28 protein-coding genes are annotated in these 21955 nt (G+C 72.0%); 13 read left to right on the forward strand and 15 right to left on the reverse strand.

What is annotated here, in order from left to right; translation table 11 throughout:
• Positions 1–48: 48 nt before the first annotated feature.
• The 5 genes from menE to FK530_RS04985 all read right to left on the reverse strand — a co-directional run bounded on the left by menE (position 49) and on the right by FK530_RS04985 (position 3568).
• Positions 49–1197, reverse strand: a complete 1149-nt coding sequence (gene menE / locus FK530_RS04965; RefSeq protein WP_146485867.1) for an o-succinylbenzoate--CoA ligase — start codon at positions 1195–1197, stop codon at positions 49–51.
• Positions 1194–1547 carry a DUF3349 domain-containing protein gene (locus tag FK530_RS04970; RefSeq protein ID WP_146485868.1) on the reverse strand — a complete coding sequence of 118 codons (354 nt, stop codon included), beginning with the start codon at positions 1545–1547 and terminating at the stop codon, positions 1194–1196. The genes menE and FK530_RS04970 overlap by 4 nt, the downstream gene beginning before the upstream one ends.
• Positions 1548–1683: 136 nt before the next feature.
• Positions 1684–1995, reverse strand: a complete 312-nt coding sequence (locus FK530_RS04975) for a DUF3349 domain-containing protein (RefSeq protein WP_146485869.1) — start codon at positions 1993–1995, stop codon at positions 1684–1686.
• 7 nt (positions 1996–2002) lie between these two features.
• Positions 2003–2305: a hypothetical protein gene (locus FK530_RS04980; RefSeq protein WP_146485870.1), complete on the reverse strand. Its 303-nt coding sequence runs from the start codon at positions 2303–2305 to the stop codon at positions 2003–2005.
• A gap of 3 nt (positions 2306–2308) precedes the next feature.
• Positions 2309–3568, reverse strand: coding sequence for an inorganic phosphate transporter (locus FK530_RS04985; RefSeq protein WP_146485871.1), 1260 nt, complete (start codon positions 3566–3568; stop codon positions 2309–2311).
• Positions 3569–3775: 207 nt separating this feature from the next.
• Between FK530_RS04985 and FK530_RS04990 the strand changes: the two genes are divergently transcribed.
• Positions 3776–4915 (forward strand): BTAD domain-containing putative transcriptional regulator, encoded by a 1140-nt coding sequence (locus FK530_RS04990; protein ID WP_146485872.1) that lies wholly within the window; start codon positions 3776–3778, stop codon positions 4913–4915.
• Between the two features lie 201 nt (positions 4916–5116).
• Entirely contained in the window at positions 5117–5461 is a 345-nt protein-coding gene (locus FK530_RS04995) for a VOC family protein (protein ID WP_146485873.1), read from the forward strand.
• 7 nt (positions 5462–5468) lie between these two features.
• On the opposite strand, the gene FK530_RS05000 is transcribed toward FK530_RS04995, so the two are convergent.
• The 4 genes from FK530_RS05000 to FK530_RS05015 form a co-directional block, all read right to left on the reverse strand.
• Positions 5469–5912: a hypothetical protein gene (locus FK530_RS05000; RefSeq protein ID WP_146485874.1), complete on the reverse strand. Its 444-nt coding sequence runs from the start codon at positions 5910–5912 to the stop codon at positions 5469–5471.
• A 227-nt stretch (positions 5913–6139) separates the two neighbouring features.
• Entirely contained in the window at positions 6140–7069 is a 930-nt protein-coding gene (locus FK530_RS05005) for a hypothetical protein (protein WP_231706501.1), read from the reverse strand.
• Positions 7066–7494 carry an HIT family protein gene (locus FK530_RS05010; protein ID WP_146485875.1) on the reverse strand — a complete coding sequence of 143 codons (429 nt, stop codon included), beginning with the start codon at positions 7492–7494 and terminating at the stop codon, positions 7066–7068. Before FK530_RS05010 ends, FK530_RS05005 begins: the two co-directional genes overlap by 4 nt.
• A 4-nt stretch (positions 7495–7498) precedes the next feature.
• A complete protein-coding gene (locus tag FK530_RS05015) occupies positions 7499–8425 on the reverse strand; it encodes a 1,4-dihydroxy-2-naphthoyl-CoA synthase (RefSeq protein ID WP_146485876.1) in 927 nt (308 codons plus the stop codon).
• A gap of 24 nt (positions 8426–8449) precedes the next feature.
• Here FK530_RS05015 and FK530_RS05020 point away from each other — a divergent pair, with 24 nt between their 5' ends.
• Complete coding sequence (locus tag FK530_RS05020; protein ID WP_146485877.1) at positions 8450–9427, forward strand: o-succinylbenzoate synthase; 978 nt, start codon at positions 8450–8452, stop codon at positions 9425–9427.
• Here the strand turns inward: FK530_RS05020 and FK530_RS05025 are convergent, their stop codons facing one another.
• Positions 9428–9880 (reverse strand): hypothetical protein, encoded by a 453-nt coding sequence (locus FK530_RS05025; protein ID WP_231706502.1) that lies wholly within the window; start codon positions 9878–9880, stop codon positions 9428–9430.
• Positions 9881–9987: 107 nt separating this feature from the next.
• Between FK530_RS05025 and FK530_RS05030 the strand changes: the two genes are divergently transcribed.
• Positions 9988–10464: a hypothetical protein gene (locus tag FK530_RS05030; RefSeq protein ID WP_146485879.1), complete on the forward strand. Its 477-nt coding sequence runs from the start codon at positions 9988–9990 to the stop codon at positions 10462–10464.
• A 4-nt stretch (positions 10465–10468) separates the two neighbouring features.
• Here FK530_RS05030 and FK530_RS05035 read toward each other — a convergent pair whose 3' ends face one another.
• On the reverse strand, positions 10469–11098 hold the full coding sequence (locus tag FK530_RS05035; protein WP_158645028.1) for a TetR/AcrR family transcriptional regulator: 630 nt from the start codon (positions 11096–11098) through the stop codon (positions 10469–10471).
• Between the two features lie 108 nt (positions 11099–11206).
• Here FK530_RS05035 and FK530_RS05040 point away from each other — a divergent pair, with 108 nt between their 5' ends.
• Complete coding sequence (locus FK530_RS05040; RefSeq protein ID WP_146485881.1) at positions 11207–12652, forward strand: amidase; 1446 nt, start codon at positions 11207–11209, stop codon at positions 12650–12652.
• Position 12653: 1 nt separating this feature from the next.
• Here FK530_RS05040 and FK530_RS26260 read toward each other — a convergent pair whose 3' ends face one another.
• Positions 12654–12824 carry a DUF8730 family Cys-rich protein gene (locus FK530_RS26260; protein ID WP_166443252.1) on the reverse strand — a complete coding sequence of 57 codons (171 nt, stop codon included), beginning with the start codon at positions 12822–12824 and terminating at the stop codon, positions 12654–12656.
• 10 nt (positions 12825–12834) lie between these two features.
• Positions 12835–13200, reverse strand: coding sequence for a carboxymuconolactone decarboxylase family protein (locus tag FK530_RS05045; RefSeq protein ID WP_146485882.1), 366 nt, complete (start codon positions 13198–13200; stop codon positions 12835–12837).
• Positions 13201–13366: 166 nt separating this feature from the next.
• Between FK530_RS05045 and FK530_RS05050 the strand changes: the two genes are divergently transcribed.
• Both FK530_RS05050 and FK530_RS05055 read left to right on the forward strand, forming a co-directional pair.
• A complete protein-coding gene (locus tag FK530_RS05050; RefSeq protein WP_146485883.1) occupies positions 13367–13759 on the forward strand; it encodes a DUF302 domain-containing protein in 393 nt (130 codons plus the stop codon).
• A complete protein-coding gene (locus tag FK530_RS05055; RefSeq protein ID WP_146485884.1) occupies positions 13756–14016 on the forward strand; it encodes a metal-sensitive transcriptional regulator in 261 nt (86 codons plus the stop codon). The genes FK530_RS05050 and FK530_RS05055 overlap by 4 nt, the downstream gene beginning before the upstream one ends.
• A 30-nt stretch (positions 14017–14046) precedes the next feature.
• Here the strand turns inward: FK530_RS05055 and FK530_RS05060 are convergent, their stop codons facing one another.
• The gene (locus tag FK530_RS05060) at positions 14047–15315 is read right to left on the reverse strand and encodes a saccharopine dehydrogenase family protein (RefSeq protein ID WP_146485885.1); all 1269 of its coding nucleotides are present in this window, start codon (positions 15313–15315) and stop codon (positions 14047–14049) included.
• A 43-nt stretch (positions 15316–15358) separates the two neighbouring features.
• Entirely contained in the window at positions 15359–16438 is a 1080-nt protein-coding gene (locus FK530_RS05065; RefSeq protein WP_146485886.1) for an AbrB family transcriptional regulator, read from the reverse strand.
• Between the two features lie 74 nt (positions 16439–16512).
• Here FK530_RS05065 and FK530_RS05070 point away from each other — a divergent pair, with 74 nt between their 5' ends.
• The 6 genes from FK530_RS05070 to FK530_RS05095 are packed head-to-tail and all read left to right on the forward strand — an operon-like array spanning position 16513 to position 21951.
• Positions 16513–16926, forward strand: a complete 414-nt coding sequence (locus FK530_RS05070; RefSeq protein ID WP_146485887.1) for a MarR family transcriptional regulator — start codon at positions 16513–16515, stop codon at positions 16924–16926.
• 21 nt (positions 16927–16947) lie between these two features.
• Positions 16948–18603, forward strand: a complete 1656-nt coding sequence (menD, locus tag FK530_RS05075) for a 2-succinyl-5-enolpyruvyl-6-hydroxy-3-cyclohexene-1-carboxylic-acid synthase (protein WP_146485888.1) — start codon at positions 16948–16950, stop codon at positions 18601–18603.
• Entirely contained in the window at positions 18600–19052 is a 453-nt protein-coding gene (locus tag FK530_RS05080; RefSeq protein WP_146485889.1) for a DUF3592 domain-containing protein, read from the forward strand. The genes menD and FK530_RS05080 overlap by 4 nt, the downstream gene beginning before the upstream one ends.
• Before the next feature lie 38 nt (positions 19053–19090).
• Entirely contained in the window at positions 19091–20242 is a 1152-nt protein-coding gene (locus FK530_RS05085) for a glycosyltransferase family 4 protein (RefSeq protein WP_146485890.1), read from the forward strand.
• Between the two features lie 22 nt (positions 20243–20264).
• Entirely contained in the window at positions 20265–20954 is a 690-nt protein-coding gene (locus FK530_RS05090) for a demethylmenaquinone methyltransferase (protein WP_146485891.1), read from the forward strand.
• A 4-nt stretch (positions 20955–20958) separates the two neighbouring features.
• Positions 20959–21951: a polyprenyl synthetase family protein gene (locus FK530_RS05095; RefSeq protein WP_146485892.1), complete on the forward strand. Its 993-nt coding sequence runs from the start codon at positions 20959–20961 to the stop codon at positions 21949–21951.
• Positions 21952–21955 lie beyond the last annotated feature (4 nt).

The raw sequence follows: 21955 nt of genomic DNA on the forward strand, positions 1-21955 counted from the left end.
GTTTCTGCGGAGCTATCTTACTCGGCGGTAACCTTACCGGAGATTCCTTCAGTCGTGAATATTTGTGACCTGCGCCGCCAGCGCCCGGCGGTCGATCTTGCCCGGCCCGCGCCGCGGCAACTCGTCGACCAGGTACAGCGCCCGCGGCGCCGCCGTCCGGTCCAACTCGGCCTCCACGGCCGCGCGCAGCAGCTCGACGGTGACCTCCGCGCCCGGGGCCGGAACGACCGCGGCCGCCACCCGCTGGCCGAGCCGCGGATCGGGCTGCGCGAAGACGGCGACCTCGGCCACGCCGGGTACCCGGGCGAGCACGGCCTCCACGACCTGCGGGAGCACCGTCAGGCCGCCGGTCGAGATGGCCTCGTCGAGCCGGCCCGTGACGGCGAGGACGCCGTCGGTGAGCGTGCCCGCGTCGTCGGTGCGGAACCGGCCGGGCTCGGCGAAGGCGGGATGGTCGGGCAGGTTCCGGTAGCCGAGGGCCACCGTCGGGCCACCCAGGACGACACGGGATTCCGGACCGTCCAGGCGGATCCCGACGCCCGGGAGGGGCACACCGTCGTACACGCAGCCGCCGGCGGTCTCGCTCATGCCGTACGTGCGGACCATGCGGATGCCGGCGGCCAGGGCGGCCTCGCGGACCGGGGCGGGGCAGGCGGCGCCGCCGATGAGCACCCCGTCGAACCGGGCGAGTGCCTCCGTCGCCGCCGGATCGGCGAGGACCTTCACGAGCTGCGTCGGCACCAGGGAGACGTACCGGCGGTCCGCGGTCATCCGCGCGTGGACAGCGGCGAGGGCCGCGGGGTCGAAGCCCGCGCGCACGTCGAGCTGCGCCGGCGCGTGGCCGGCGGCGAGGGAGCGCAGCATGACCTGCACCCCCGCGACGTGGTGCGGCGGCATCGCGAGCAGCCACTGCCCGGGACCACCGAGCCGCTGGTGGGTCCCGGTGGCGCTGGCCTCGAGATTGGCGCGGGTGAGCATCGCGCCCTTCGGAGTGCCCGTCGTGCCGGACGTCGCGACGACGAGGGCCACGCGCTCGTCGATGGGGGTGCCCGCGGCGAGCGCGCCGGTGAGCCGCTCCGCCTCGCGCGGATCGTGCGCGGGCACGGGCAGCCACGCGGGCGCCGTGCCCTCCAGCAGGGCGGTCAGCTGCGGCAGGGCGGATGCGACGGTGTCGATCCGCAGCGGTTCGAGGTTCACTCGCCGTGCGATTTGGGACAGCCGTCGGGGTTGAGCGGTGCGTCGTCGAAGGGCCAGCCCTTGAGCTCGAGGCGCTCGCGGACGCGGGCGATGTCCTTCTCGAGCGGCATCTCGTGCGTGTGGCCGCTGATCGCGACACCCGCGTCGATGCGGGTGATCGGTTCGAGCCCCTCGGGCGAGAGGTGCGCGTCGTCGATCAGCTCGCGCGTGACCTCGCGGAGCTCCTCCTTGGTGAGCTGCCGGTCGAGCAGCGCGAGGAGCGGCTGGTAGTCGGTGCTGGGCACGCCGTCGGGATACCCGGCGCGCAGCCAATCGACGATCCTGGTCAGGAAGCCCGGATTTGAACTCATGAAGACCCCACCTCCGTTGCGAGGGTGCGCCTCTGCGGGCGCGGTTGTGCCGCCGGTACGGGAACGGCCCCCTATCCGGTCTCCAGGATAGGGGGCCGCACCCGGCTCGGGTGAGCGACAGCGAAGCGAACGTGTGTCAGTTGGCGAAACCGGTGAGCGGCCAGCCGCCCGCGGCCAGCTTGCTCGCGACGTGGCGCAGGTCCTCGTCGCTGGGCTCGGCCTGGGTCACCTTGGTGATCGCGGCCTCGATCTCGTCCTTGTGGACCTCGTCGGGGCGCTGGGCCAGGATGCGGCCGATCACCGCGTCGACCTCGGTCTCCGACAGCTGCTTGGTGAGCAGGGCGAGCAGGGGGAAGTAGTCCTTCGGCGGCACGCCCTCGGGGTAACCGGCACGCAGCCAGTCGAGGACCTGCTGGAGGACGCCGTCCTGGGTGTTCTCGGTGGTCATCTGGGGCCTACGCCTTCTTCTCGAACCACGGGTAGATGTTGTCGAAGGTGAGCTCGTACTTGAAGCCCGACGCGACGATCATCGCGATGCCGAGCACGACGGCGGCGATGACGATGACGAAGGCGATCGCGGCCAGCACGTTGCCGAGGGGGTTCGGCTGGTGGACGGTGCCGTCCTCCTGCTCGTGGCCGTTGCCGATCGCGAGGCCGCGGACGCCGACGGCGAACAGGGCGGGCAGGCCGGCGCCGAGGACGAGGCCCACGAGGAGCACCTTCCAGACCGCGTTGAGGGCGAGGGAGATGGTTTCCATGTCTTAGACCTTCGCAATCTTCTCGTCGGCGGTCGGCGCGACCGCGTTGGTCTCGTCGTCCCACTCGGCGTTGACGTTGTTGGAGTCGACCTTCTGCTGCTGCGCGCGCCAGTACATGTAGCCGGAGAGGGCGCAGAGGATGGCGAAGGCGACGATCGGGCCGGCGAGACCGGGGATCTTCGCCGCGACGAACCACATGATCGCGCCGACGATCGCGGCGGCGGGCAGGGTGATCAGCCAGGCGGCGACCATGCGCACCGCGACGTTCCAGCGGACCTTGGCGCCCGGCTTGCCGACGCCCGAGCCCAGGATGGAGCCGGTGGCGACGTGCGTGGTGGAGAGGGCGAAGCCGAGGTGGCTCGAGGTGAGGATGATCGTGGCGGACGACGCCTCGGCGGCCATGCCCTGCGGCGAGCTGATCTCGATCAGGCCCTTGCCCAGGGTGCGGATGATGCGCCAGCCGCCCAGGAAGGTGCCCAGGGCGATCGCGGCCGCGGCGGAGAACTTCACCCACAGCGGGACGCCGTGCGTGTCGTTCCAGAACAGGAAGCCGCCGCTCGACTCGGGGGAGCCGGCGCTGTAGCCGATGAGCGCGAGGGTGATGACACCCATCGTCTTCTGCGCGTCGTTGGTGCCGTGCGCGAGGGAGACGAGCGAGGCGGTGCCGATCTGGCCCCAGCGGAAGCCCTCCTCGGTGAACCGCTCGGCGACGCCGGCGACGATCTTGAAGATGAGGTAGGTGCCGGCCGCGGCCACGAGGCCCGCGACGACCGGGGCGAACAGCGCCGGGAGGACGACCTTGCCGATGACGCCGTCGAGCTTGCCGTGGCCGATCCACACCACACCGCTCAGGCCGAGAGCCGCGATGGTGGCACCGATCATGCCGCCGAACAGCGCGTGCGAGCTGGAGCTGGGCAGGCCGAGCAGCCAGGTCAGCAGGTTCCAGACGATGCCGCCGATGAGGCCCGCGAGCACGATGATCAGCAGTGCGCGGCCGTGATTGGCAGTGAACTCCGCCTTGGGCGAGCCGTCCTTGTTCTGGATCTTGATCACCGCGTTGGTCACGGTGAGCGCGACCTCGACGGACAGGAAGGCGCCGACCAGGTTCAGGATCGCCGACAGGCTGACGGCGGTCTTGGGCTTGAGGGCGCCTGTCGCGATGGATGTGGCCATCGCATTGCCCGTGTCGTGAAAGCCGTTGGTGAAGTCGAAGGCGAGGGCCGTCACGATCACCAACAGCAGGATGATGAGTTCGCTGTTCATGGTGAAAATAGTGAGGCCGGAAGGGGTGTTCCACCAAACGGGTGAGACGTGGCCGACATCCCCCTGACCTGCAGGTTCTCGACCGTCCGGCGAGCGTTCACCCAATGTTCATTCAGGGCGCTCTCAGAATCCGCAGGTCATGTCCGGTTTGGGCTGTTTCCGAGGTCTTCCGCGGGCCGACTGATGCGCCGTGACTACTATTTGCGCATGGCGTCTTTGGATATCCGCGTGTTGGGCCAGGTCTCGCTCTCCGTGGACGGCGCACCGAACGAGGTCTCGGGCGTGAAGCCGCGATCCGTGCTCGCGCTGCTCGTGATGAACCGCGGCCGCGCGGTCACCGTGGACTCGCTCAGCGAGCAGGTGTGGGACGGGAACCCGCCCGCCTCGGCGCGCGCCAGCCTGCAGGTCTTCGTCAGCGGATTGCGCAAGGCGCTGCGCGGCCCGGGTGCCGGGTCGGGCCTCGACGCCCTGCTGGTGACCTCGGGCTCCACCTATCGCCTCGACCTCGAGCCGGAGCAGTCCGACGTGGGCCGGTTCGACGCGGCCCGCCGACGGGGCGCGGAACTCGCCGCGGCCGGCCGCTACGACCAGGCCTCGCTGGCGTTCGCGACCGCGCTCTCGGAGTTCCGCGGCGACGCCGTCGCCGACCTGCGGGGCCTGCAGTTCGCCGACAACTTCGCGATCGGCATGGCGGAGGAGCGGGCGGCGGTGCAGTCCGCGATGTACGACGCGGAGATCGCCGCCGGGCGCGCCGCATCGGTGATCGGCGAGCTCCGCCGCCTCGTCTCCGAACATCCGCTGCAGGAGCCGCTGTGGGGGCAGCTGATCACGGCGCTGTACGTGACCGGGCGTCAGGCCGATGCGCTGGAGGCATCGCGGGAGCTGCGCCGCACCCTCGCCGACGAGCTCGGCGCCGATCCCACGCCCGCACTCGTCGAGCTCGAGGGCAAGGTGCTGCGGCAGGAGCAGCTGGCGTTCACCGCCGCGCGCCCGGCGGCGCAGCCGGGCGACGGCCGCGCCTTCGAGAAGACCGAGACCGATGTCACCGTCCCCGGAGCCGGCCCGCGCGGCACGCTGACGGCATCCGACGGCACCGAGTACCCGGTGCACGGCGAGGTCCGCCTCGGCCGCCTGCCCGACAACGACATCAGCATCGACGACACCAAGGTCTCCCGCGAGCACGCCGTCATCACCGGCTCCGTCAGCGGCTTCGCCGTCCGGGACCTGCAGTCCTCCAACGGGACCTATGTCGGCGAGCGCCGCGTCTCCGGCCAGCTGCCCCTGTCCGACGGTGACGAACTCACCCTGGGCCGCACGACCTACGTCTTCCGCGTGATCGAGGACTGATCCGCCGGCTATGAAATCGTGTCCACTGGTGACAGAACGGACATTGGTGGAAGTCGGCGATGAGATGTCGGCGTGTCGTCGCCGACACGCACCGAGGCCTGAAAGCTGGTCGCGCTGCCGACATCTTTCGAAGCGTTCTGCGAGGAGTTCGTTCCACGGCGTCGCACAACGCTTCGAAAGATGTGCGGCTACGGTGGGCGGATGATCAACGGGGCGCACATCATCCACTACTCCGCCGACGCGGACGCCGACCGCGCGTTCCTGCGCGATGTCCTCGGTGTCGAGGGGGTGGACGCGGGGCAGGGCTGGCTGATCCTGCCGCTCCCCGCGTCGGAGGTCGCCGTCCATCCCACCGACGGTCCGCCGAAGCAGGAGCTCTACCTGATGTGCGACGACGTCGAGGCGGAGGTTGCGGCGCTGCGGGCGAAGGGCGTCGAGACCGCGCCGATCAGCGATCAGGGGTGGGGCCTGCTGACCTCGCTCACGCTCCCGGGCGGCGGCGCGATCGGGCTGTACCAGCCGCGCCACCAGCGCGCGCACGGCTGACGGGCCCTCAGGCCGAGTAGTGGCCGATCGCCTTCCCGACGGTGCCGGGCCCGCCGACGGTGAAGGTCACCTTCTTCTCGCCGATCAGCGTGGTGAAGGAGCCGTCCGGGCGGGCCTTGACCTCGCCGCCGTACCGCTTGCCGTCGTTCCACCAGCTCAGCGTGCGGGTCGCGATCTGTGCGCGCGTGCCGGGGTTGTCGACGCACGGCGCCGTCGGACCGCCGAGGCCGCCCTTGATGCAGTCGGGGCGCACGGTGATCCAGCCCTTCGCGTCGACGGTGCCGGTGTAGTGCACCGAGGGGAAGGGCATGGGGTCGGCGAAACCGGGTGTCGTCACCCAACCGTCGAAGCGGACGACGGTGTCGGCGGAGGCGGTGGCGGGGAGGGCGCCCAGTGCGAGCGCGGCGCAGGCGCCGGCGGCCAGGGCGATGCGGGTGGTGCGGGCGGTCATTCGATCACTGCTCCTCGGGGTCGACGGTGCGGCTCTGACACCCGACTATCGACAGCACGCAAGCCATTCGTTACCGGTAGTTTGCATCGGTCCTGCGATTCTGGCGTGTGCCCCCGGACGAGCGATTCAGAGCTCGCCGGGCAGCGGGGACTTCGCCCAGTGCAGCGCGAAATCGGCGACCTGTTCCCAGCCGGGCTCGCCGCACGTGAAGGTGGCTCCGGGTGGTGTCACTTTCGTGTTTCGTCCGCCGGCTCACGCTGTGCAGCGTGAGGCTCAACCTCGCCGTCGACGACCTCTGCCACTGTCGCGGCGAACGTCGGATTCAGGTCGAAGTCGTGGTCGAATTGACCGGACAGGTTGCTGGCGAGAGTGTCGGCGAGACGGTGCCCCATAGGACGGAACGTGACGTATGTGAGCCCGCCGGATATCACGCCGCCAACCACGGGGACCGCTTTGGTGATGGTCTTCTCCACAGTCTTCTTGGTCACCTGCTTGCCAACCAGTGCGCCGACCTTCTTGACTAGTGGGTACCAGGCTGTCTTCGTCAGCGCCTGCCCTGCGACCTTCTTGCCGATGTTGGCGCCAGCGACCTTGGATGTGCTCGTCACCAGCGCTGCTGCACCGGCCGCTCCGAACATCGCTCCGAGGTATGCGATGACTCGGATCTGGGCTTCCTCTGAGAGGTCGGAACCGCCGCCGTCGAACAAGTCGTCCTCCCCGAACAGGTACGCGATCTGTTGGGCGAGGTTGATCGCGAACCCGAAGTATTGGGCCACGTCCGCACTGCCAGCGGCCACCATCACCATAGGATTGCCAGGGAGTCCTGCGGCGAACGATGCCATTGATGTCTTCGTCACGCTGTTCTTGATGATCGAGTCGGCCTTTCGGCGGAGCGAACCGACCGTGTAGACCTCCTGCGGACCGTTCCGTAGAATGACATCGATGTGCGGAGAATCTCCGAAGTGTTTGGTGAGAAACGCTTCTCGATCGACGCGCACTACGGGGAGGTGCGCGACGGCGCCAATGGTCTGCAGCACCGTCGCGTAGAGCTTGTCCTGTGTCTGTTCCGGCATAGCGCAACCGTAGTGGTGCTCGATCTTCCGCACCTCAGAATTGGCATCGAGGATGCGCTCCAGGAGCAAGGCCGGATCGGTCATGACGACAGATCCTCGAGCCCGGCGCGCAGGGCGGCGACGGCATCGTCGGAGCTGCGTGGCCGTCGCACGGCCATGCGGGAGAGCCACCGCAGCTTGTCGCCGGAGAAGCGCGGGATCACGTGCAGGTGCACGTGATCGACGGTCTGCATCGCGACCCGGCCGTCGTTCACGACGAGGTTGACGCCGTCCGCGTCGAGCGGACCCGCCTGCGCGGCCCGGCCCAGCCGGTGGCCGAGCGCGAACATCGCGGTCCCGTGCGCACCGTCGAGCCCGGACAGCCTGGCGGCGTGGGCCTTCGGCACCACCAGCGTGTGGCCGGGGCTGAGCGGGCGGACGTCGAGGAAGGCGATCATCTCCTCGGTCTCGGCGACGACCGCCGCGGGCGAGGAGCCCGCGACGATCGCGCAGAACACGCAGTCGGTCACGGACTCAGTAGTAGTAGGGGAAGGGGGACCAATCCGGGGCGCGCTTCTCCAGGAAGGAATCCCGGCCCTCGACGGCCTCGTCGGTCATGTAGGCCAGGCGGGTGGCCTCGCCGGCGAAGAGCTGCTGACCGACGAGCCCGTCGTCGGGGAGGTTGAAGGCGTACTTGAGCATCCGCTGCGCCTGCGGGCTCTTGCCGAGGATCTTCGCGGACCACTCGAGCGCGACGTTCTCCAGCTCGTCGTGGTCCACGACGCGGTTCACCGCGCCCATGCGGTGCATGTCCTCGGCGCTGTACACATCGCCCAGGAAGAAGATCTCGCGCGCGAACTTGTTGCCCACCTGCTTGGCCAGGTAGGCGCTGCCGTAGCCGGCGTCGAAGCTGCCCACGTCGGCGTCGGTCTGCTTGAACTTGGCGTGCTCGCGCGAGGCGAGCGTCAGGTCGCAGGTCACGTGCAGCGAGTGCCCGCCGCCCGCGGCCCAGCCGTTGACCAGCGCGATCACCACCTTCGGCATGAACCGGATGAGGCGCTGCACCTCGAGGATGTGCAGGCGGCCGCCCTCGGCCTTGACGCGGGCCTCGTCGACGCCGTCCGCGGTCGCGGCCTCGACGTCGGAGTCGTGGCTCGTCGCGTACTGGTAGCCGGAGCGGCCGCGGATGCGCTGATCGCCGCCCGAGCAGAACGACCACACGCCGTCCTTCGGCGCCGGGCCGTTGCCGGTGAGCAGCACCGCGCCGACATCGGCGGACCGCCGCGCGTGGTCGAGCGCGCGGTACAGCTCGTCGACGGTGTGCGGGCGGAAGGCGTTGCGCACCTCCGGCCGGTCGAAGGCCACGCGCACGGTGCCCTGCGTGATGTGCCGGTGGTACGTGATGTCGGTCAGGTCCTCGAATCCGGGGACCGGCTGCCACAGCTCGGGGTTGAAAGTCACGGCTCCGACTCTACTGTTGGGGGCGTGGTGGACGTCGACGAACTGGTGGCCGCGGCCCGCGTGGTGCAGTTGCCCATGCGGGTGCGCTTCCGTGGGATCACGACCCGCGAGGCGCTGGTCTTCGAGGGGCCGGCGGGGTGGGGCGAGTTCGGGCCCTTCCCCGAGTACGGCGACGCCGAGGCCGCGCACTGGTTGCGCGCCGGCATCGAGGCCGCCTACGAGGGCCTGCCCGCGCCGCTGCGGACGCGGGTCGAGGTCAACGCGACGGTGCCCGCCGTCCCCGCCGACGGCGTGTCCGCGGTGCTCGCGCAGTTCCCCGGCTGCCGCACCGCGAAGGTGAAGGTCGCGGAGAAGGGGCAGACCCTCGAGGACGACCTCGCCCGCGTCGCGGCCGTGCGGAAGGCCATGCCGGACGGTGCGATCCGCGTCGACGCCAACGGCGGGTGGACGGTGCCGCAGGCGCACGAGGCGATCACCCGGCTCGTCGCCGACGGTCCGCTCGACTACGCCGAACAGCCCTGCGCGAGCGTGGAGGAGCTCGCCGAGGTGCGCCGGCTCGTGGACGGCGCGTGCGATATCGCCGCCGACGAATCCATCCGTCGCGCAACCGATCCGATGCGCGTCGCGGAGCTCGGTGCCGCCGACGTCGCGGTGGTCAAGGTCGCGCCGATCGGCGGCGTGCGGGCGGTGCTCGCCGTCGCCGACGCGCTGAGAGCCGCTGCGGGCGTGCGGGTCACCGTGTCCTCCGCCCTGGACACCGCGGTCGGACTCTCCGCGGGCATCGTCGCCGCGGCGTGCATCGAGGACGGCAACGCCGCGGGGCTGGGGACCGGGGGCTTCTTCACCGCCGACCTCGGCGAGCACCCCCTCGTCGACGGTGCGCTCGCGGTGCGCACCGTCGCGCCGACCGCGGAACGGCTCGCCGCGGTCGAGGTCTTCGGTGAGAGGCGGGACTGGTGGCTGGACCGGCTGCGCCGGTGCCACGCGCTGCTGGCGCGGTAGCTACTTCCAGGGCGCGTGGGCCCAGCCGAGGAGGCGGTGCGGGCGGGGGTTCGGGGCGTCGATGACCTGGATCTGGCTGCCGTCGCCGTAGCCCCGCTTGAGTCCCTGGACGGCGCCGCTGAGGTACTTCCCGCCACCGAGCGAGATGTCCACGTGGTAGCCGTAGTCGCTCTGGGTGAAGACGAGGGCCCCGCGCGGCGCGGGGAGGTTCGCATGGCCGAGCCCCTTCGCCTCCAGCGCCTCGTAGAAGGACCGGGCGTGGTCGCGGGGAATCCCGGTCGCAGTGGTCTTCCCGTAGGCGAAGTCGACGAAGTCCTCGCAGCCGTACTCGCCGAAGGTGTCGGTGCCCACCAGGGTCATTCCCCGGGCGATCGCGGCCTCCACGTCGGCGGCGTGCACGGGCGGCGCGGCGGCGAACGCGATCATCAGCGCGGAGAGTGCGGCCAGCGTCATGCGTCTCATCCTCTTCTTTCTAGTACTACCGAGCGCTGGGCGGTCGCGAATGCGCGATCGAGAAAGCGGCTGCGCACCTGTCGGTGGTCCCGTCTAGGGTGCGGGGCATGGAGAACCTGATGACCGAGCTCGGCGCGGCGATGACGGGCGAGCCGGGGGAGCGCAAGCAGAAGCTCGAGGCCACGTGGGCGCGGATCGAGCCCGCGGATCACGCGGCGCGGTGCATCGCAGCGCACTACATCGCGGACGTGCAGGAGGAGCTGGACGCCGAGGTCGAGTGGGACGAGGTCGCCCTGGCCGAGTCGGCGCACGTCTCGGACGCGGAGCTCCAAGCGATCCATCCGTCACTGAGCGTGGCCGGCTTCATGCCCTCGCTGCACCTCAACCTCGCGGAGGGCTACCGCCGCCAGGGACGTTTCACCGACGCGGCGGACCGGCTGCAGACCAGCCGGGAGTTCGACTTCGCGCTCGATTCCGCGATCGATCCGGCCTACGCCACGGGGATCCGCGAGGCGCAGGAGCGGATGGCGGCGCGCATCGCCGCGGGTGACCGCGAGGGTTCCCTCGGGCCGTCGCCCAGTTGATCGATTAGTCGGCCCGGTCCCGCAGCGCGCGGGCGGCGTCCTCGTGTCCCTGCTCGAACAGGGCGCCGATCAGCATGGTGCGCAGCGCCCGTTTCTTGATGGCGATGTCGGCGGCGTCGGGGAGTGCGGAGTCCAGCACGGTGAAGCCGTTGATCAGCGCGACCACGCCGCGGGCCGTCGCGGGGTCGATCGCGGCGCCGGCCAGCGCTGCCGCGCCCTGGGCCACCGCGTCCGCCGCCCGGAGGTACTCCTCCACGAGCACCCGCGAGGCGGGGTCACGGGCGGCGCGCAGATAGGCCTCGAGGAGCGCGAGGGATTCGTTGCCCCGCGCTTCCGAGGAGGCGGCGAAGGCCGCGATCACCTCGTCGGGGCTCGCCGAGGTGTTCTCCAGGAACGCCGACAGCACGTCGAGGCGCTCGAACTCCTCCGCGACGAAGGTGCGCATGGCCTCGTGGGTGAGGTCGTCGATGGACGCGAAGAAGTAGCCGATCGAGGTCGTGGGCAGTCCCGCGCGGGCGGTGACGGCGCGGTGGGTGACCGAGGCGTACCCGGATTCGCCGACCTGCTCGACCGTCGCGTCGAGGAGCGCACGCCTTCGTTCGAGGGTGCTCCGCCGGTGTTTGCGCTCCTCCACGCCCCGCAGTGTAGGCCGCGGGAGAAGTCTGTACAAACCTACAGACTCGGGCTATCGTCGATCTCTGTAAGTTTGTACAGACTCGGCGTCCGCGCCGGAGGAGCTGCCATGACCACCGAGATCACCGCCGCCTCGACCCGCGTCCACGCCTTCCGCGACGACGCCCTCGGCACCCTCGACGCCACCGGCGTCGCCGAGGCGATCGCCGCCGGCGAGCTCGGCGTCGCCGAGGCCGCGGCGGCCGCCGCCGAGCGGATCCGCACCGTCGACCCCGCGACCCGCGCGGTGCGCTGGTGGCTCCCCGAGGGCGGCGCGGGGGCGCAGGGTGCGACGGACGCGGCGTTCCACGGCGTCCCGTCGGCGATCAAGGAGAACACCGCCTTCGCGGGCCTGCCCACCACGATGGGCTCGGCGGCCCTGCCGGACACCCCGGCGAAGCGGTCCGGTCCGGTGGCGGAGCAGTTCGTCGCGACCGGCGTGAACGTGCTGGTCTCGACGGTGATGCCCGAGTTCGGGATGACCGCGAGCGCGGAGTTCGCCGACCGCGCGCCGGCCCGCAACCCCTGGAACACCGACTACACCGTCGGCGGCTCGTCGTCGGGCTCGGCGGCGCTGGTGGCCTCCGGCGCCCTCCCGATCGCCCACGGCAACGACGGCGGCGGCTCCATCCGCATCCCCGCGGCGCTGAACGGCCTCGTCGGGCTCAAGAGCACCCGCGGCCGGCTCGCCGAGCTGCCCGCACTGAAGGTGCTGCCCGTCAACGTGGTCTGCGAGGGCGTGCTCACCCGCACCGTCCGCGACACCGCGCGGTACTTCGCGGCGGCGGAGCGGCACCGTCGCAATCCCGCGCTGCCGCCCGTCGGGCACGTGCGCGGCCCCGGCCGGCGCCGCCGGATCGGGCTGGTCACCGAATCGGTCACCGAGTTCGGCATCGCCGCCGAGTGCCTCGCGCCCGTCCGTTCGCTCGCCGACGAGTTGGCCGGGCAGGGGCACGAGATCGTCGAGCTCACGATGGCCGACCTGCGCATCGACGGCGGGTTCGTCGACGACTTCCTGCGCTACTGGGGTCTGCTCGCGGGGCTCGAGGTGGCCACCACGGCCGTCGAGGCCAAGGGGCGCAGCTCCTTCCGCGCACTGGATCCCGTGACCCGCAGCCTGCTGTGGTCGGGCGTGCGCGGCGCACCGTCGATCCCGGGGGCGATCGCGCGCCTGCGCGCGGTGACCGGGAACTACGAGCGGATGTTCGTCGAGCGGGGCGTCGACGCGATGCTCTCGCCCACGATGACGAGCACGACGCCGCGGATCGGCCACCTCGACCCGACCCTGCCCTTCGACGAGTTCATGGCCCGGACCATCGCGATGGTGGGGATCACGCCGCTCAACAACGTCTCGGGCGGCCCGGCGATCTCCGTGCCGTGCGGGAGCGACGAGGCCGGGCTCCCGATGGGTGCCCAGTTCGCCGGTCCGGCGGGCACCGAGGCGGCGCTGCTCGAACTCGCCTACGAGGTGGAGGCGCTGCGGCCCTTCGCGCGGATCGACGCCCAGCGGGCGTAGGTCAGCGGCGGAACCAGCCGCGCTTGGCCGGCTGCTCGGAGGCCGCCCCCGTGGCCGCGTGCCCGTCGCACCAGTCCTCGGGGCGGACGGTGGCGCGGACCGCGTCGACGTGGGAGCCGCAGCCGGTCCAGGTGGTCTTGCCGCACACGCGGCACGTGATCGCACTGCACATGGGCCGGACCTTACGCGCTCGCGCCGGCGACGAAACCGCGGAAGGTCTCGAACGCCCGCGCGCCGTGGATCGTTGCGGGTCCGCCGTGCATGAGGAAAGTGACGCCGATGGCCTCCGCCGCCTCCTGCTCGGTGGCCCCCGCACGCGCCGCGGCCTGGCCGTGCGAAGCGATGCAGCCGTCGCAGCCCTCGACAACGCCGATGGCGAAGGCGATGAGCTCCTTGGTCTTCCTGTCGAGCGCGCCGTCCGCGAACGCGGCACTGCTCAGCGCGCCGAAGCCGGCGTAGACGTCCGGGATCGCGCGGCGCAGGTCGCGGTGCTGGGGCTGGAGCGCACGCAGGGTCGCGGCGCCGTCGGCGGTGGGGGTCTGGGTCATGACGGCCCTTCTGGAGTGGGGAATCGGTGGTCAGTCGCGGGCGAAGCCGGTCTTCGACGGGAGTAACCCCCTAGGGGGATGCGAACGACCCGAACCTAGCATCCCCCCTGGGGGTTATGTAATACTGGTCGGGACACCGCTGGTGACGGACGAAAGGAACGAGCGCATGGCGGAATTCACGATGCGTGCGACGATCGACGCGCCCTACGACGAGGCGGTGGCGCGCGTGCGCGCGGGTCTCGCCGACGTCGGCTTCGGCGTGCTGACCGAGATCGATCTGACGGCCACGCTCAAGGCGAAGCTGGGCGTGGACGTCGAGCCCCGCGTGATCCTCGGCGCGTGCCGCCCGCAGTTGGCCCACGAGGCCCTCGGCCTCGACCCGCGCGTCGCGGCGCTCCTGCCGTGCAACGTGGTGGTCTCGGCCGACGGCGACGGTGCGCTCGTCGAGGTGATGGACCCGGACGTGATGCCCGAGTTCACCGGCACCGCGGCGCTGTCCGGCGTCGCCGCCGACGCGCGCGAGCGGCTCGGCCGGATGCTCGACGGGGTCCGCGCGTGAGGCTCCCGGACGAGGCTGCCAAGCCCGTCGTCACCCGGCTCAAGCGCGCGCACGGCCACCTCGCGACGGTGATCCGGATGCTCGAGGAGGGGGAGGAGTGCGAGGACGTGCTCACCCAGCTGGCGGCCGTGAACAAGGCGCTGGGGCGCAGCGGGTACGCCCTCGTCGCCACGGGACTGCAGCACTGCATCGCCACCGAGGGCCCCGAGAACGTGGACCAGAAGAAGCTGGAGAAGCTCTTCCTCGCGCTCGCGTGACGTGCCGGCCGCGCGAGCGCGAGGAGCGCGCTAGCGCAGCTCGTCGACGGTGACGGTGAAGTCCTGGGCGCGCAGGCGATCGGCGAGCACATCGCCGAGCGCGACAGCGGGGGTGAGCACGCCCGCGTACGCGGGCAGGGGTGCGCCGCCGCGGGCGGCGTCGCCGTCGAGCGCGAGCGCCAGGCTCGACTCGCCCAGCATGACGGCGGTGCCGCTGTACCCCGGGTCGAGCTTCGCGCCGATGGTCGAACGGTACCGGCGGCCGCCGGTGGTGCGGGTGTAGACGTCCGCGATGAACGAGCCCTTGGCCTGCGAGGCCTCGCTCGGCCCCTCGCCGGGCGAGGGGAGCACGCGGTCGAGGACCGGGCGCAGGGGCTTGATCGCCAGCGCCGCCATGCCCACGGCGAGGGCGCCCTGCACGGCGCGTGCCGCCACCGCCGAGACGATGCCCGGGCCGGGCACGGCCATCGTCTCGCGGTAGCTGAACGTCGGCCCGTAGGCGAAGTCGAGCAGGCCGTTCGAGCGGCGCACGACGCGGGTGTTGTAGCTGGCCATGAAGAACGGGGCGAGCGTGCCGGAGAGCGACGGGTCGACGTCCTTACCGCTCACGGTGCCCAGGTCGCTGCCGGGCCGGGCGTCGGTCTCGCGGCTGTGGTCGACGCTCAGCGAGTGCGGGCGCCCGGCCACGCGGCGGGCGTCGCGGTCGGCGCTCACCTCATCGGCGAGGCCGATCGCGGAGGCGATGGTGCCGCCGCTCGCTCCGCCGCGGATCGAGCGGATGACCAGCGTCGTGGAGCCGAGTGTGCCGGCACCGTCGGCCTTGGCCTTCTCGTAGACGAGGAACGTGCCGAGGTCGGAGGGGATGGAGTCGAAACCGCAGGAGTGCACGATCTTCGTCCCTTTGGCGACGGCCTGCTCGTGGAACTTGTCGATGGAGCGGCGCGCGAAGAGCACCTCGCCGGTGAGGTCGGTGTAGTGCGTGCCGGCGTTGACGCACGCGCCCACCACCGTCTCGCCGTACCGGGCGTAGGGCCCGACGGTGCTGCACAGGACCGTCGTGCGGGCGACCATCGCGTCGAGGGTGGAGGGCTTGTCGACGTCGGCGACGACGATGCCGAAGTCCGTCGCCTTCTCGCCCAGGCTCGCGCGGAGCTTCTCCAGCTTGGCCTCGGTGCGGCCGGCGAGGGCGATGCGCACGCCGTCGGGCGCGTGCTTCGCGAGGTGGCGCGCCGTGAGCTCGCCGACGAAGCCCGTCGCGCCGAAGACGATGATGTCGAATTCCCTGGTACCCGCAGTCATGCCGCGATGTTAGCAGTGTTCGCGCGGAGGCGCATGGCCCGCGTCACACGCCGGTCGGCACGCGGGCGTCGTCCTCGCGCCGGGCGCGGAAGCGCTGGAAGGCGCGGGCCGCGGCGGGGGCGAGGAAGAGCATCAGCAGGACGCGGATGAGCTGCGCCGCGACGACGAAGGTGATGTCGACATTGGACGACGCGGCCACCGCGAGCACCGCGTAGATGCCGCCGGGTGTCGTCGCGAGGTAGCCGTCGAGCGCCGAGACGCCGGTCATGGCGGACAGGGCGAAACCGAGCCCGGCGCAGCCGACCCCGACGCCGACGATGAGCAGGATCGCCCACGGCAGCAGCCGCGCCATCGACCGCAGGGACGCGCGCGTGAAGCCGACCCCCGCCTGCCAGCCGATGACGAGGTAACCCCCGGCGACCAGGACCCACGGCACCGTCGCGCCCGCGGCGACACCCGAGAGCGACAGTGCGGCGGAGGCGACGAGCGGGCCGAGGAGGCCGCCGGCGGGCAGCCTCGTGGCCAGCCCGACGGCCAGGCCGCCGCCTACGCACACCGCGGTGAAACCGAGGTCGAACCACCACTGCCGCGCCGGGCCGGAGGCGACCGAGGAGACGCCCGGCGTGTGCGGGTACAGCGCCGCGACCAGCGGCAGGGAGACGGTGACCAGGGCGACGCGCAGGTACTGGACGACCGCGACGACCTTCTCATCGCCGCCGAGTTCCCGCGCGATCGCGACGAGCCCCGACGCGCCTCCGGCGACGAGGGCCAGCGAGCCGGTGATCGAATCCGTGTCGCGGTGCCTCCCCAGCAGCGCACCCGCGCCCACCGACAGCAGCAACGTGGCGAACCCGACGAGCAGCGCCGCCGGCCAGCGCGAGCCCAGCGCCGCGACGGTGTGCGCCTGCATGAGCGTGCCGATGTACGCGCCGAGGACGCCCTGTGCGACCAGCTGCGCCGGGCGGGGAATCGGGCCGGGCGCGCGGCCCAGCAGCGCGGCGATCACCGCGCAGACGAGGGCGGCGAACAGTGGAGCGCTGGGGACGCCGAGGGCGGTGAGTGCGGCCGAGGCTAGGCAGGAGGCGACGGCCAGGCCGGTCCATCTGGTCCACTCGCTTCGCATAGCAACAAGTATCTGCTTGTCGAACACGTCACGCAACTCGCGAAACGCGCGAAAGTATGAAGTAAACTCTTGGTATGTCCGATGTCAGCGAACTCCGCTACGGCGTCCACTCCCTGAGCCGGGAGATCCGCGCCCACCGCCGCCCGGGTCCGCTCACCGAGACCCAGTACCTCGTCCTCGGCAGCCTCGACCGCGGCGGCCCGGCCACGCCCGCCGAGCTCGGCGAGGCGCACCACGTCCGCGCGCAGACCCTTACGCCCGCGCTCAACGCCCTCGCGGACGCCGGCCTCGTGCGTCGCCGCCGGGACGAGGCGGACCGTCGTCGGCAGTACGTGGAGTTGACCGCCGAGGGGCGCGCCGTGATCGCGGAGGACCGCGCCGTGCGCAACGCCTGGCTGGAGACGGCCATGGCCGAACGGCTCACCGACCTCGAACGCGGGGTGCTGCTGCTGGCCGGTCCGGTCCTGGCGAAGCTGGCCGACGGCTGATGCGGTCGTAAGGTGGTCCGCATGCAGAAGCCGCCGAACCCGTCCACGCTCCAGGCGCGCGTGATCGTGGACGAGCTGGTGCGCGGCGGCGTCAGCGACGTGGTGCTGTGCCCCGGCTCGCGCAACGCGCCGCTCGCCTTCGCCGCCCACGCCGCCGACCGGCGGGGCGAGCTGCGGCTGCACGTACGCATCGACGAGCGCACCGCAGGCTTCCTCGCCGTCGGCCTCGCGGCCGCGGCCCGCCGCCCGGTGGCGATCATCATGACCTCCGGCACGGCCGTCGCGAACCTCGCGCCCGCCGTCTACGAGGCCAATTACGCCCGTGTCCCGCTGCTGGTGGTGAGCGCGAACCGGCCGTACGAGTTGCTCGGCTCGGGCGCCAACCAGACCGTCGAGCAGTTCGGCATCTTCGGCACCCAGGTGCGCGCCTCCCTCTCCCTCGGGCTCGCCGAGCCGGGGCTCGACCGCAACTCCCAGTGGCGCAGCGCCGTCTGCCGCGCGTTGTCCGCCGCCCGCGGCGCCCGCACCGGCAACGCCGGCCCGGTGCAGTTCGACATCCCGCTGCGCGAGCCGCTCGTGCCCGACGACCCGTCGCCCGAGTTCGCCCACGGCCGGCCCGACGGCGGGCCGTGGACCGTCGCGCCCGTCGCCACCCTCGACGTGCCGCTGCCGATCGACCTGACGCCCGACACCGTCGTGATCTCCGGGCACGGCGCCGGGGAGAACCCCGCACTCGCCGGGCTGCCGACGGTGGCCGAGCCGACCGCGCCGCAGCCGGAGAACCCGCTGCACCCGTGGGCCCTCCCGGCGCTCAAGCCGCGGCAGGCCATCATCTGCGGGCGCCCGACCCTGCACCGCGAGGTGAGTGCCCTGCTGGCCGACCCCGAGGTGACCGTCTACGCCGTCACGACCGGCCCGCGCTGGCCTGACGTCTCCGGCAACGTCGCCGCGACGGGCACGCGCGTGCTGCCGGTGGGCGAGCCCGACGGTGCCTGGCTCGCCCGGTGCGCGGACGCGGACGCCGCGGCGCGCGGCGCCGTGGCCGACGGACTGGACGCCGAGCCCGTGACCGGCCTGCACGTGGCCCGCGCGGTGTGTGCGGCGCTGCGCACCGGGGACCAGCTGGTGGTGGGGGCCTCGAACCCCGTCCGTGACGTCGCCCTCGCCGGCGACGTCCCGGACGGCGTGCGCGTGCTGTCCAACCGCGGCGTCGCGGGCATCGACGGCACCGTCAGTACCGCCGTCGGGGCCGCCCTCGCCTTCCCGGAGCGGCGGACCGTCGCGCTGATGGGCGACCTGACCTTCGTGCACGACGCCTCCGGCCTGCTCATCGGCCCCGACGAGCCGCGGCCGGCGAACCTCACGATCGTCGTCGCCAACGACAACGGGGGCGGCATCTTCAACCTGCTCGAGCAGGGCGAGGAGCGGTACTCCGGGGCGGAGTACGACGGTGCCGCCGCCCGCGTCTTCGGCACGCCCCACGGCACCGACATCGCCTCCCTGTGCGCGGCCTACGGCGTCGAGTACGTGCGCGCCGGCCTGGCCGACCTCGCGGAGGCGACCCGCGCCGACGGCCTGCGGGTGGTGGAGGTGCGCACCGAGCGCACCGGCCTGCGCGCGCTGCACGCGGGGATTCGGGCGCGGATCAGCGCGGCGGCCTCGGGGGAGGGCGCATGAGCCGGACCGCGCTGCGCCGCGTGCAGATCGTGCTGCTGTGCACGGCGATCCTCATCACGGGGCTGTGCGTGGTGCTCGTCGCGGCCGCCGTGCGCGACGACCGCACCATCGACGCCGACCGCGGCACCGCGACCGCGGAGGTGCTCTCCGCCGGGCCCCGCCGCTCGACGATCAGCTTCTACACGACCGACGGCGTCAACCACAATCCGCCGCTCGGCGTTCTCTACCCCAGCGAGCTGAACGTCGGCGACCGCATCCAGGTCGAGTACAGCCGGTCGGACCCCGAGCTCGTCCGCGTGGCCGGACGGTCCGCGACCGTCGCGGTGCTCCCCGCGGCGTCGGTCGCCGCGGGGACGTGGCTGGTGGTGGGGGCGATCATGGTGCTCATCGCCCTCGGCTACCACCGGGGTGAGAGTTCACCTGACGTTCCGCGCACCGTCGACCCGTAGGGAACCTCACGGTCACCGCCCCGGTTCACACTTGCCCCGTGCGTATCGCGATCGTGGCCGAGTCCTTCCTGCCGAACGTCAACGGGGTCACCAACTCGGTCCTCCGGGTGCTCGAGCACTGCCGCCGCACGGGAGCGGAGGCGATCGTCATCGCCCCGGACGCGGTCGCGGGGGAGGCGCCGGCGCCCGCCGAGCACCTCGGTTTCCCGGTCCATCGGGTGCCCGCGCGGATGCTGCCGAAGATCTCGTCGCTGCCGATCGGGCAGCCGAACATGCTGATGGTCGACGTGCTGCGCGAGTTCCGGCCCGACGTGGTGCACCTGGCCTCGCCCTACTTCCTGGGCGCGGGCGGACTCGCCGCGGCCAAGCGCCTCGGCATCCCCGTGGTCGCGATCTTCCAGACCGACGTCGCCGGGTTCGCCGGCTCCTACGGCCTCGGCCCGCTCGAGCGCGCCGCCTGGTGGTGGACGCGGCGGATGCACAAGCAGTGCGACCTGACGCTGGCGCCGTCGAGCGCCTCCGTCGCCGACCTCGAGGCGCACCGCATCCCGCGCGTGAAGACCTGGGCCCGCGGCGTCGACGCCGAGCGCTTCGCCCCGTCGCACCGGTCCGCCGCGCTGCGCGCGCAGTGGCTGGGGGAGCGTCCCGACCGGCTCGTGGTCGGCTTCGTCGGCCGGCTCGCCGCGGAGAAGCACGTCGAGCGGCTCGCCGGACTCGCGCACCGCGACGACGTGCAGCTCGTCATCGTCGGCGACGGTCCGGAGCGGGCCCGGCTCGAGTCGCTCCTGCCCGGCGCGGTGTTCACCGGGCAGCTCGGTGGTTCCGAGCTCGGCGCCGCCTACGCCTCGCTCGACGTCTTCGTACACGCCGGTGAGCACGAGACCTTCTGCCAGGCGGTGCAGGAGGCGCTCGCGTCGGGCGTCCCGTCGATCGCGCCCGATCAGGGCGGGCCGCGCGATCTCGTCGCGCACTGCCGCAACGGCTACCTGCTGCCGACCGCCGAGTTCGCCGATCTGCTCCCCGGCGTCATCGACACCCTCGCCGATCCGGCGCTGCGCGCCCGCTTCGGGGAGGCCGCCCGCAAGTCGGTGCTGGCCCGCACCTGGCCCGCCCTGTGCGACCAGCTGTTCGGACACTACGCCGACGTGATCGCCGGGCCTCCCGGCGTCTTCGTGGGACGGGCCGTCTGAGCTTTCGTGTAGCTTTCGGGTCATGGCAAGGGCCTCCCTCGACAAGAAACCGGGCGACGTCGCGTCGATGTTCGACGGTGTCGCGCGCCGGTACGACCGGACCAACACGCTCATGACGGGCGGGCTGGATCGGTACTGGCGCGCTCGCACCCGCCGTGCGCTCGCGTTGACGCCGGGGGACCGCGTGCTCGACCTGGCCGCCGGCACCGGCGTCTCGACCGTCGACCTGGCCCGCTCCGGCGCGTGGGTCGCCGCCTGCGACTTCTCGACGGGGATGCTGCAGGCCGGCGCCTTCCGCCGGGTGCCGATGGTCGCGGGCGACGCGATGGCGCTGCCGCTGGCCGACGATTCCTTCGACGCCGCCACGATCTCCTTCGGCCTGCGCAACGTGCAGGACACCGTCGCGGGGCTGCGGGAGATGGCGCGCGTGGTGCGGCCCGGCGGCCGGCTCGTGGTGTGCGAATTCTCCACCCCGACCAACGGCGCCTTCCGCGCGCTGTACGAGAAGGTCGCGCTCGAGGCGATCCAACTGGTGGCGAAGGGCTCGTCGAACCCGGAGGCGTACGAGTACCTCGCCGAGTCGATCCGGAACTGGCCCGCGCAGCCCGAGCTCGCGGACCTCCTCCGTGAGGCGGGCTGGGGCGACGTGGCCTGGACGAACCTGACCGGCGGCATCGTCGCGCTGCACACCGCAACCCGCCCGCTAGGCTGAACACGTGGAGAAGACGGTAGCCGGGGTCTCGCTGGGATCCGACGAGTTCGCGGCGGGGATCCGCGCGGACCTCGCCCGCGTCGAGCAGGTCATCGCCGACGGCATCGCCGAGGCCGACGGGTGCGTGATCGAGGAGGCCCTGCACCTCTTCAAGGCGGGCGGCAAGCGCTTCCGCCCCATGTTCACGGTCCTCTCCGGCCGCATCGGCGGCACCCCGTCCGATCAGGTGATCACGGCCGCCGCGGCGATGGAGCTGACCCACCTCGCGACCCTCTACCACGACGACGTGATGGACGAGGCGGACACCCGCCGCGGCGCACCGTCGGCGAACGCGCGGTGGGGCAACTCGATCGCGATCCTGGCGGGCGACTACCTGTTCGCGAAGGCATCGGGCTACGGCGCCGACCTGGGGCCGCGGGCCGTCGGCGTGATCGCGACGTGCTTCGGCGAGCTGGTCACGGGCCAGATGCTCGAGCTCAAAGGCGCCGGCGAGGGCGATCCGGTGCAGCACTACCTCGACACGATCTGGGGCAAGACCGGCAGCCTGATCGCCACCTGCGGCCTGCTGGGCGCGCTGCACGGCGGCGCCACCGAGGAGACGGCGCAGCGGATGTACCGCATCGGCGCCGCGATCGGCATGGCCTTCCAGATCAGCGACGACATCATCGACATCAGCTCGATCGCGCAGGACTCCGGTAAGACACCGGGCACCGACCTGCGTGAGGGCGTCTTCACCCTGCCCGTCCTGTACGCCCTGCGCGACGAGGGCCCGGAGGCCGATCGGCTGCGGGAGATCCTCGTCGGCCCCGTCACCGACGATGCGCTGGTCGACGAGGCCATCGAGCTGCTGGGCCGCTCGGCCGGGATGAAGGAGGCGCAGGCCGTGCTCGCCCGCTACGCCGACGAGGCCCGTACCGAACTGGCGGAGCTGCCCGAGTCGGAGCCCCGCGCCTCGCTCGAGTCCCTGGTCACCTTCACGGTCGCCCGCCTGGGCTGAGGTC

The organism is Tsukamurella conjunctivitidis (assembly GCF_007858475.1).
GTDB lineage: Bacteria > Actinomycetota > Actinomycetes > Mycobacteriales > Mycobacteriaceae > Tsukamurella > Tsukamurella conjunctivitidis.

What these genes read in the sequence shown, in the direction of transcription:
- FK530_RS04970 (WP_146485868.1), bottom strand. Translation starts at nt 1,547, where the DNA reads ATGAGTTCAAATCCGGGCTTCCTGACCAGGATCGTCGATTGGCTGCGC.
- FK530_RS04975 (WP_146485869.1), bottom strand. Translation starts at nt 1,995, where the DNA reads ATGACCACCGAGAACACCCAGGACGGCGTCCTCCAGCAGGTCCTCGAC.
- FK530_RS04980 (WP_146485870.1), bottom strand. Translation starts at nt 2,305, where the DNA reads ATGGAAACCATCTCCCTCGCCCTCAACGCGGTCTGGAAGGTGCTCCTC.
- FK530_RS04985 (WP_146485871.1), bottom strand. Translation starts at nt 3,568, where the DNA reads ATGAACAGCGAACTCATCATCCTGCTGTTGGTGATCGTGACGGCCCTC.
- FK530_RS04990 (WP_146485872.1), top strand. Translation starts at nt 3,776, where the DNA reads ATGGCGTCTTTGGATATCCGCGTGTTGGGCCAGGTCTCGCTCTCCGTG.
- FK530_RS04995 (WP_146485873.1), top strand. Translation starts at nt 5,117, where the DNA reads ATGATCAACGGGGCGCACATCATCCACTACTCCGCCGACGCGGACGCC.
- FK530_RS05000 (WP_146485874.1), bottom strand. Translation starts at nt 5,912, where the DNA reads ATGACCGCCCGCACCACCCGCATCGCCCTGGCCGCCGGCGCCTGCGCC.
- FK530_RS05005 (WP_231706501.1), bottom strand. Translation starts at nt 7,069, where the DNA reads ATGACCGATCCGGCCTTGCTCCTGGAGCGCATCCTCGATGCCAATTCT.
- FK530_RS05025 (WP_231706502.1), bottom strand. Translation starts at nt 9,880, where the DNA reads ATGACGCTGGCCGCACTCTCCGCGCTGATGATCGCGTTCGCCGCCGCG.
- FK530_RS05030 (WP_146485879.1), top strand. Translation starts at nt 9,988, where the DNA reads ATGGAGAACCTGATGACCGAGCTCGGCGCGGCGATGACGGGCGAGCCG.
- FK530_RS05040 (WP_146485881.1), top strand. Translation starts at nt 11,207, where the DNA reads ATGACCACCGAGATCACCGCCGCCTCGACCCGCGTCCACGCCTTCCGC.
- FK530_RS26260 (WP_166443252.1), bottom strand. Translation starts at nt 12,824, where the DNA reads ATGTGCAGTGCGATCACGTGCCGCGTGTGCGGCAAGACCACCTGGACC.
- FK530_RS05045 (WP_146485882.1), bottom strand. Translation starts at nt 13,200, where the DNA reads ATGACCCAGACCCCCACCGCCGACGGCGCCGCGACCCTGCGTGCGCTC.
- FK530_RS05050 (WP_146485883.1), top strand. Translation starts at nt 13,367, where the DNA reads ATGGCGGAATTCACGATGCGTGCGACGATCGACGCGCCCTACGACGAG.
- FK530_RS05060 (WP_146485885.1), bottom strand. Translation starts at nt 15,315, where the DNA reads ATGACTGCGGGTACCAGGGAATTCGACATCATCGTCTTCGGCGCGACG.
- FK530_RS05065 (WP_146485886.1), bottom strand. Translation starts at nt 16,438, where the DNA reads ATGCGAAGCGAGTGGACCAGATGGACCGGCCTGGCCGTCGCCTCCTGC.
- FK530_RS05070 (WP_146485887.1), top strand. Translation starts at nt 16,513, where the DNA reads ATGTCCGATGTCAGCGAACTCCGCTACGGCGTCCACTCCCTGAGCCGG.
- menD (WP_146485888.1), top strand. Translation starts at nt 16,948, where the DNA reads ATGCAGAAGCCGCCGAACCCGTCCACGCTCCAGGCGCGCGTGATCGTG.
- FK530_RS05080 (WP_146485889.1), top strand. Translation starts at nt 18,600, where the DNA reads ATGAGCCGGACCGCGCTGCGCCGCGTGCAGATCGTGCTGCTGTGCACG.
- FK530_RS05090 (WP_146485891.1), top strand. Translation starts at nt 20,265, where the DNA reads ATGGCAAGGGCCTCCCTCGACAAGAAACCGGGCGACGTCGCGTCGATG.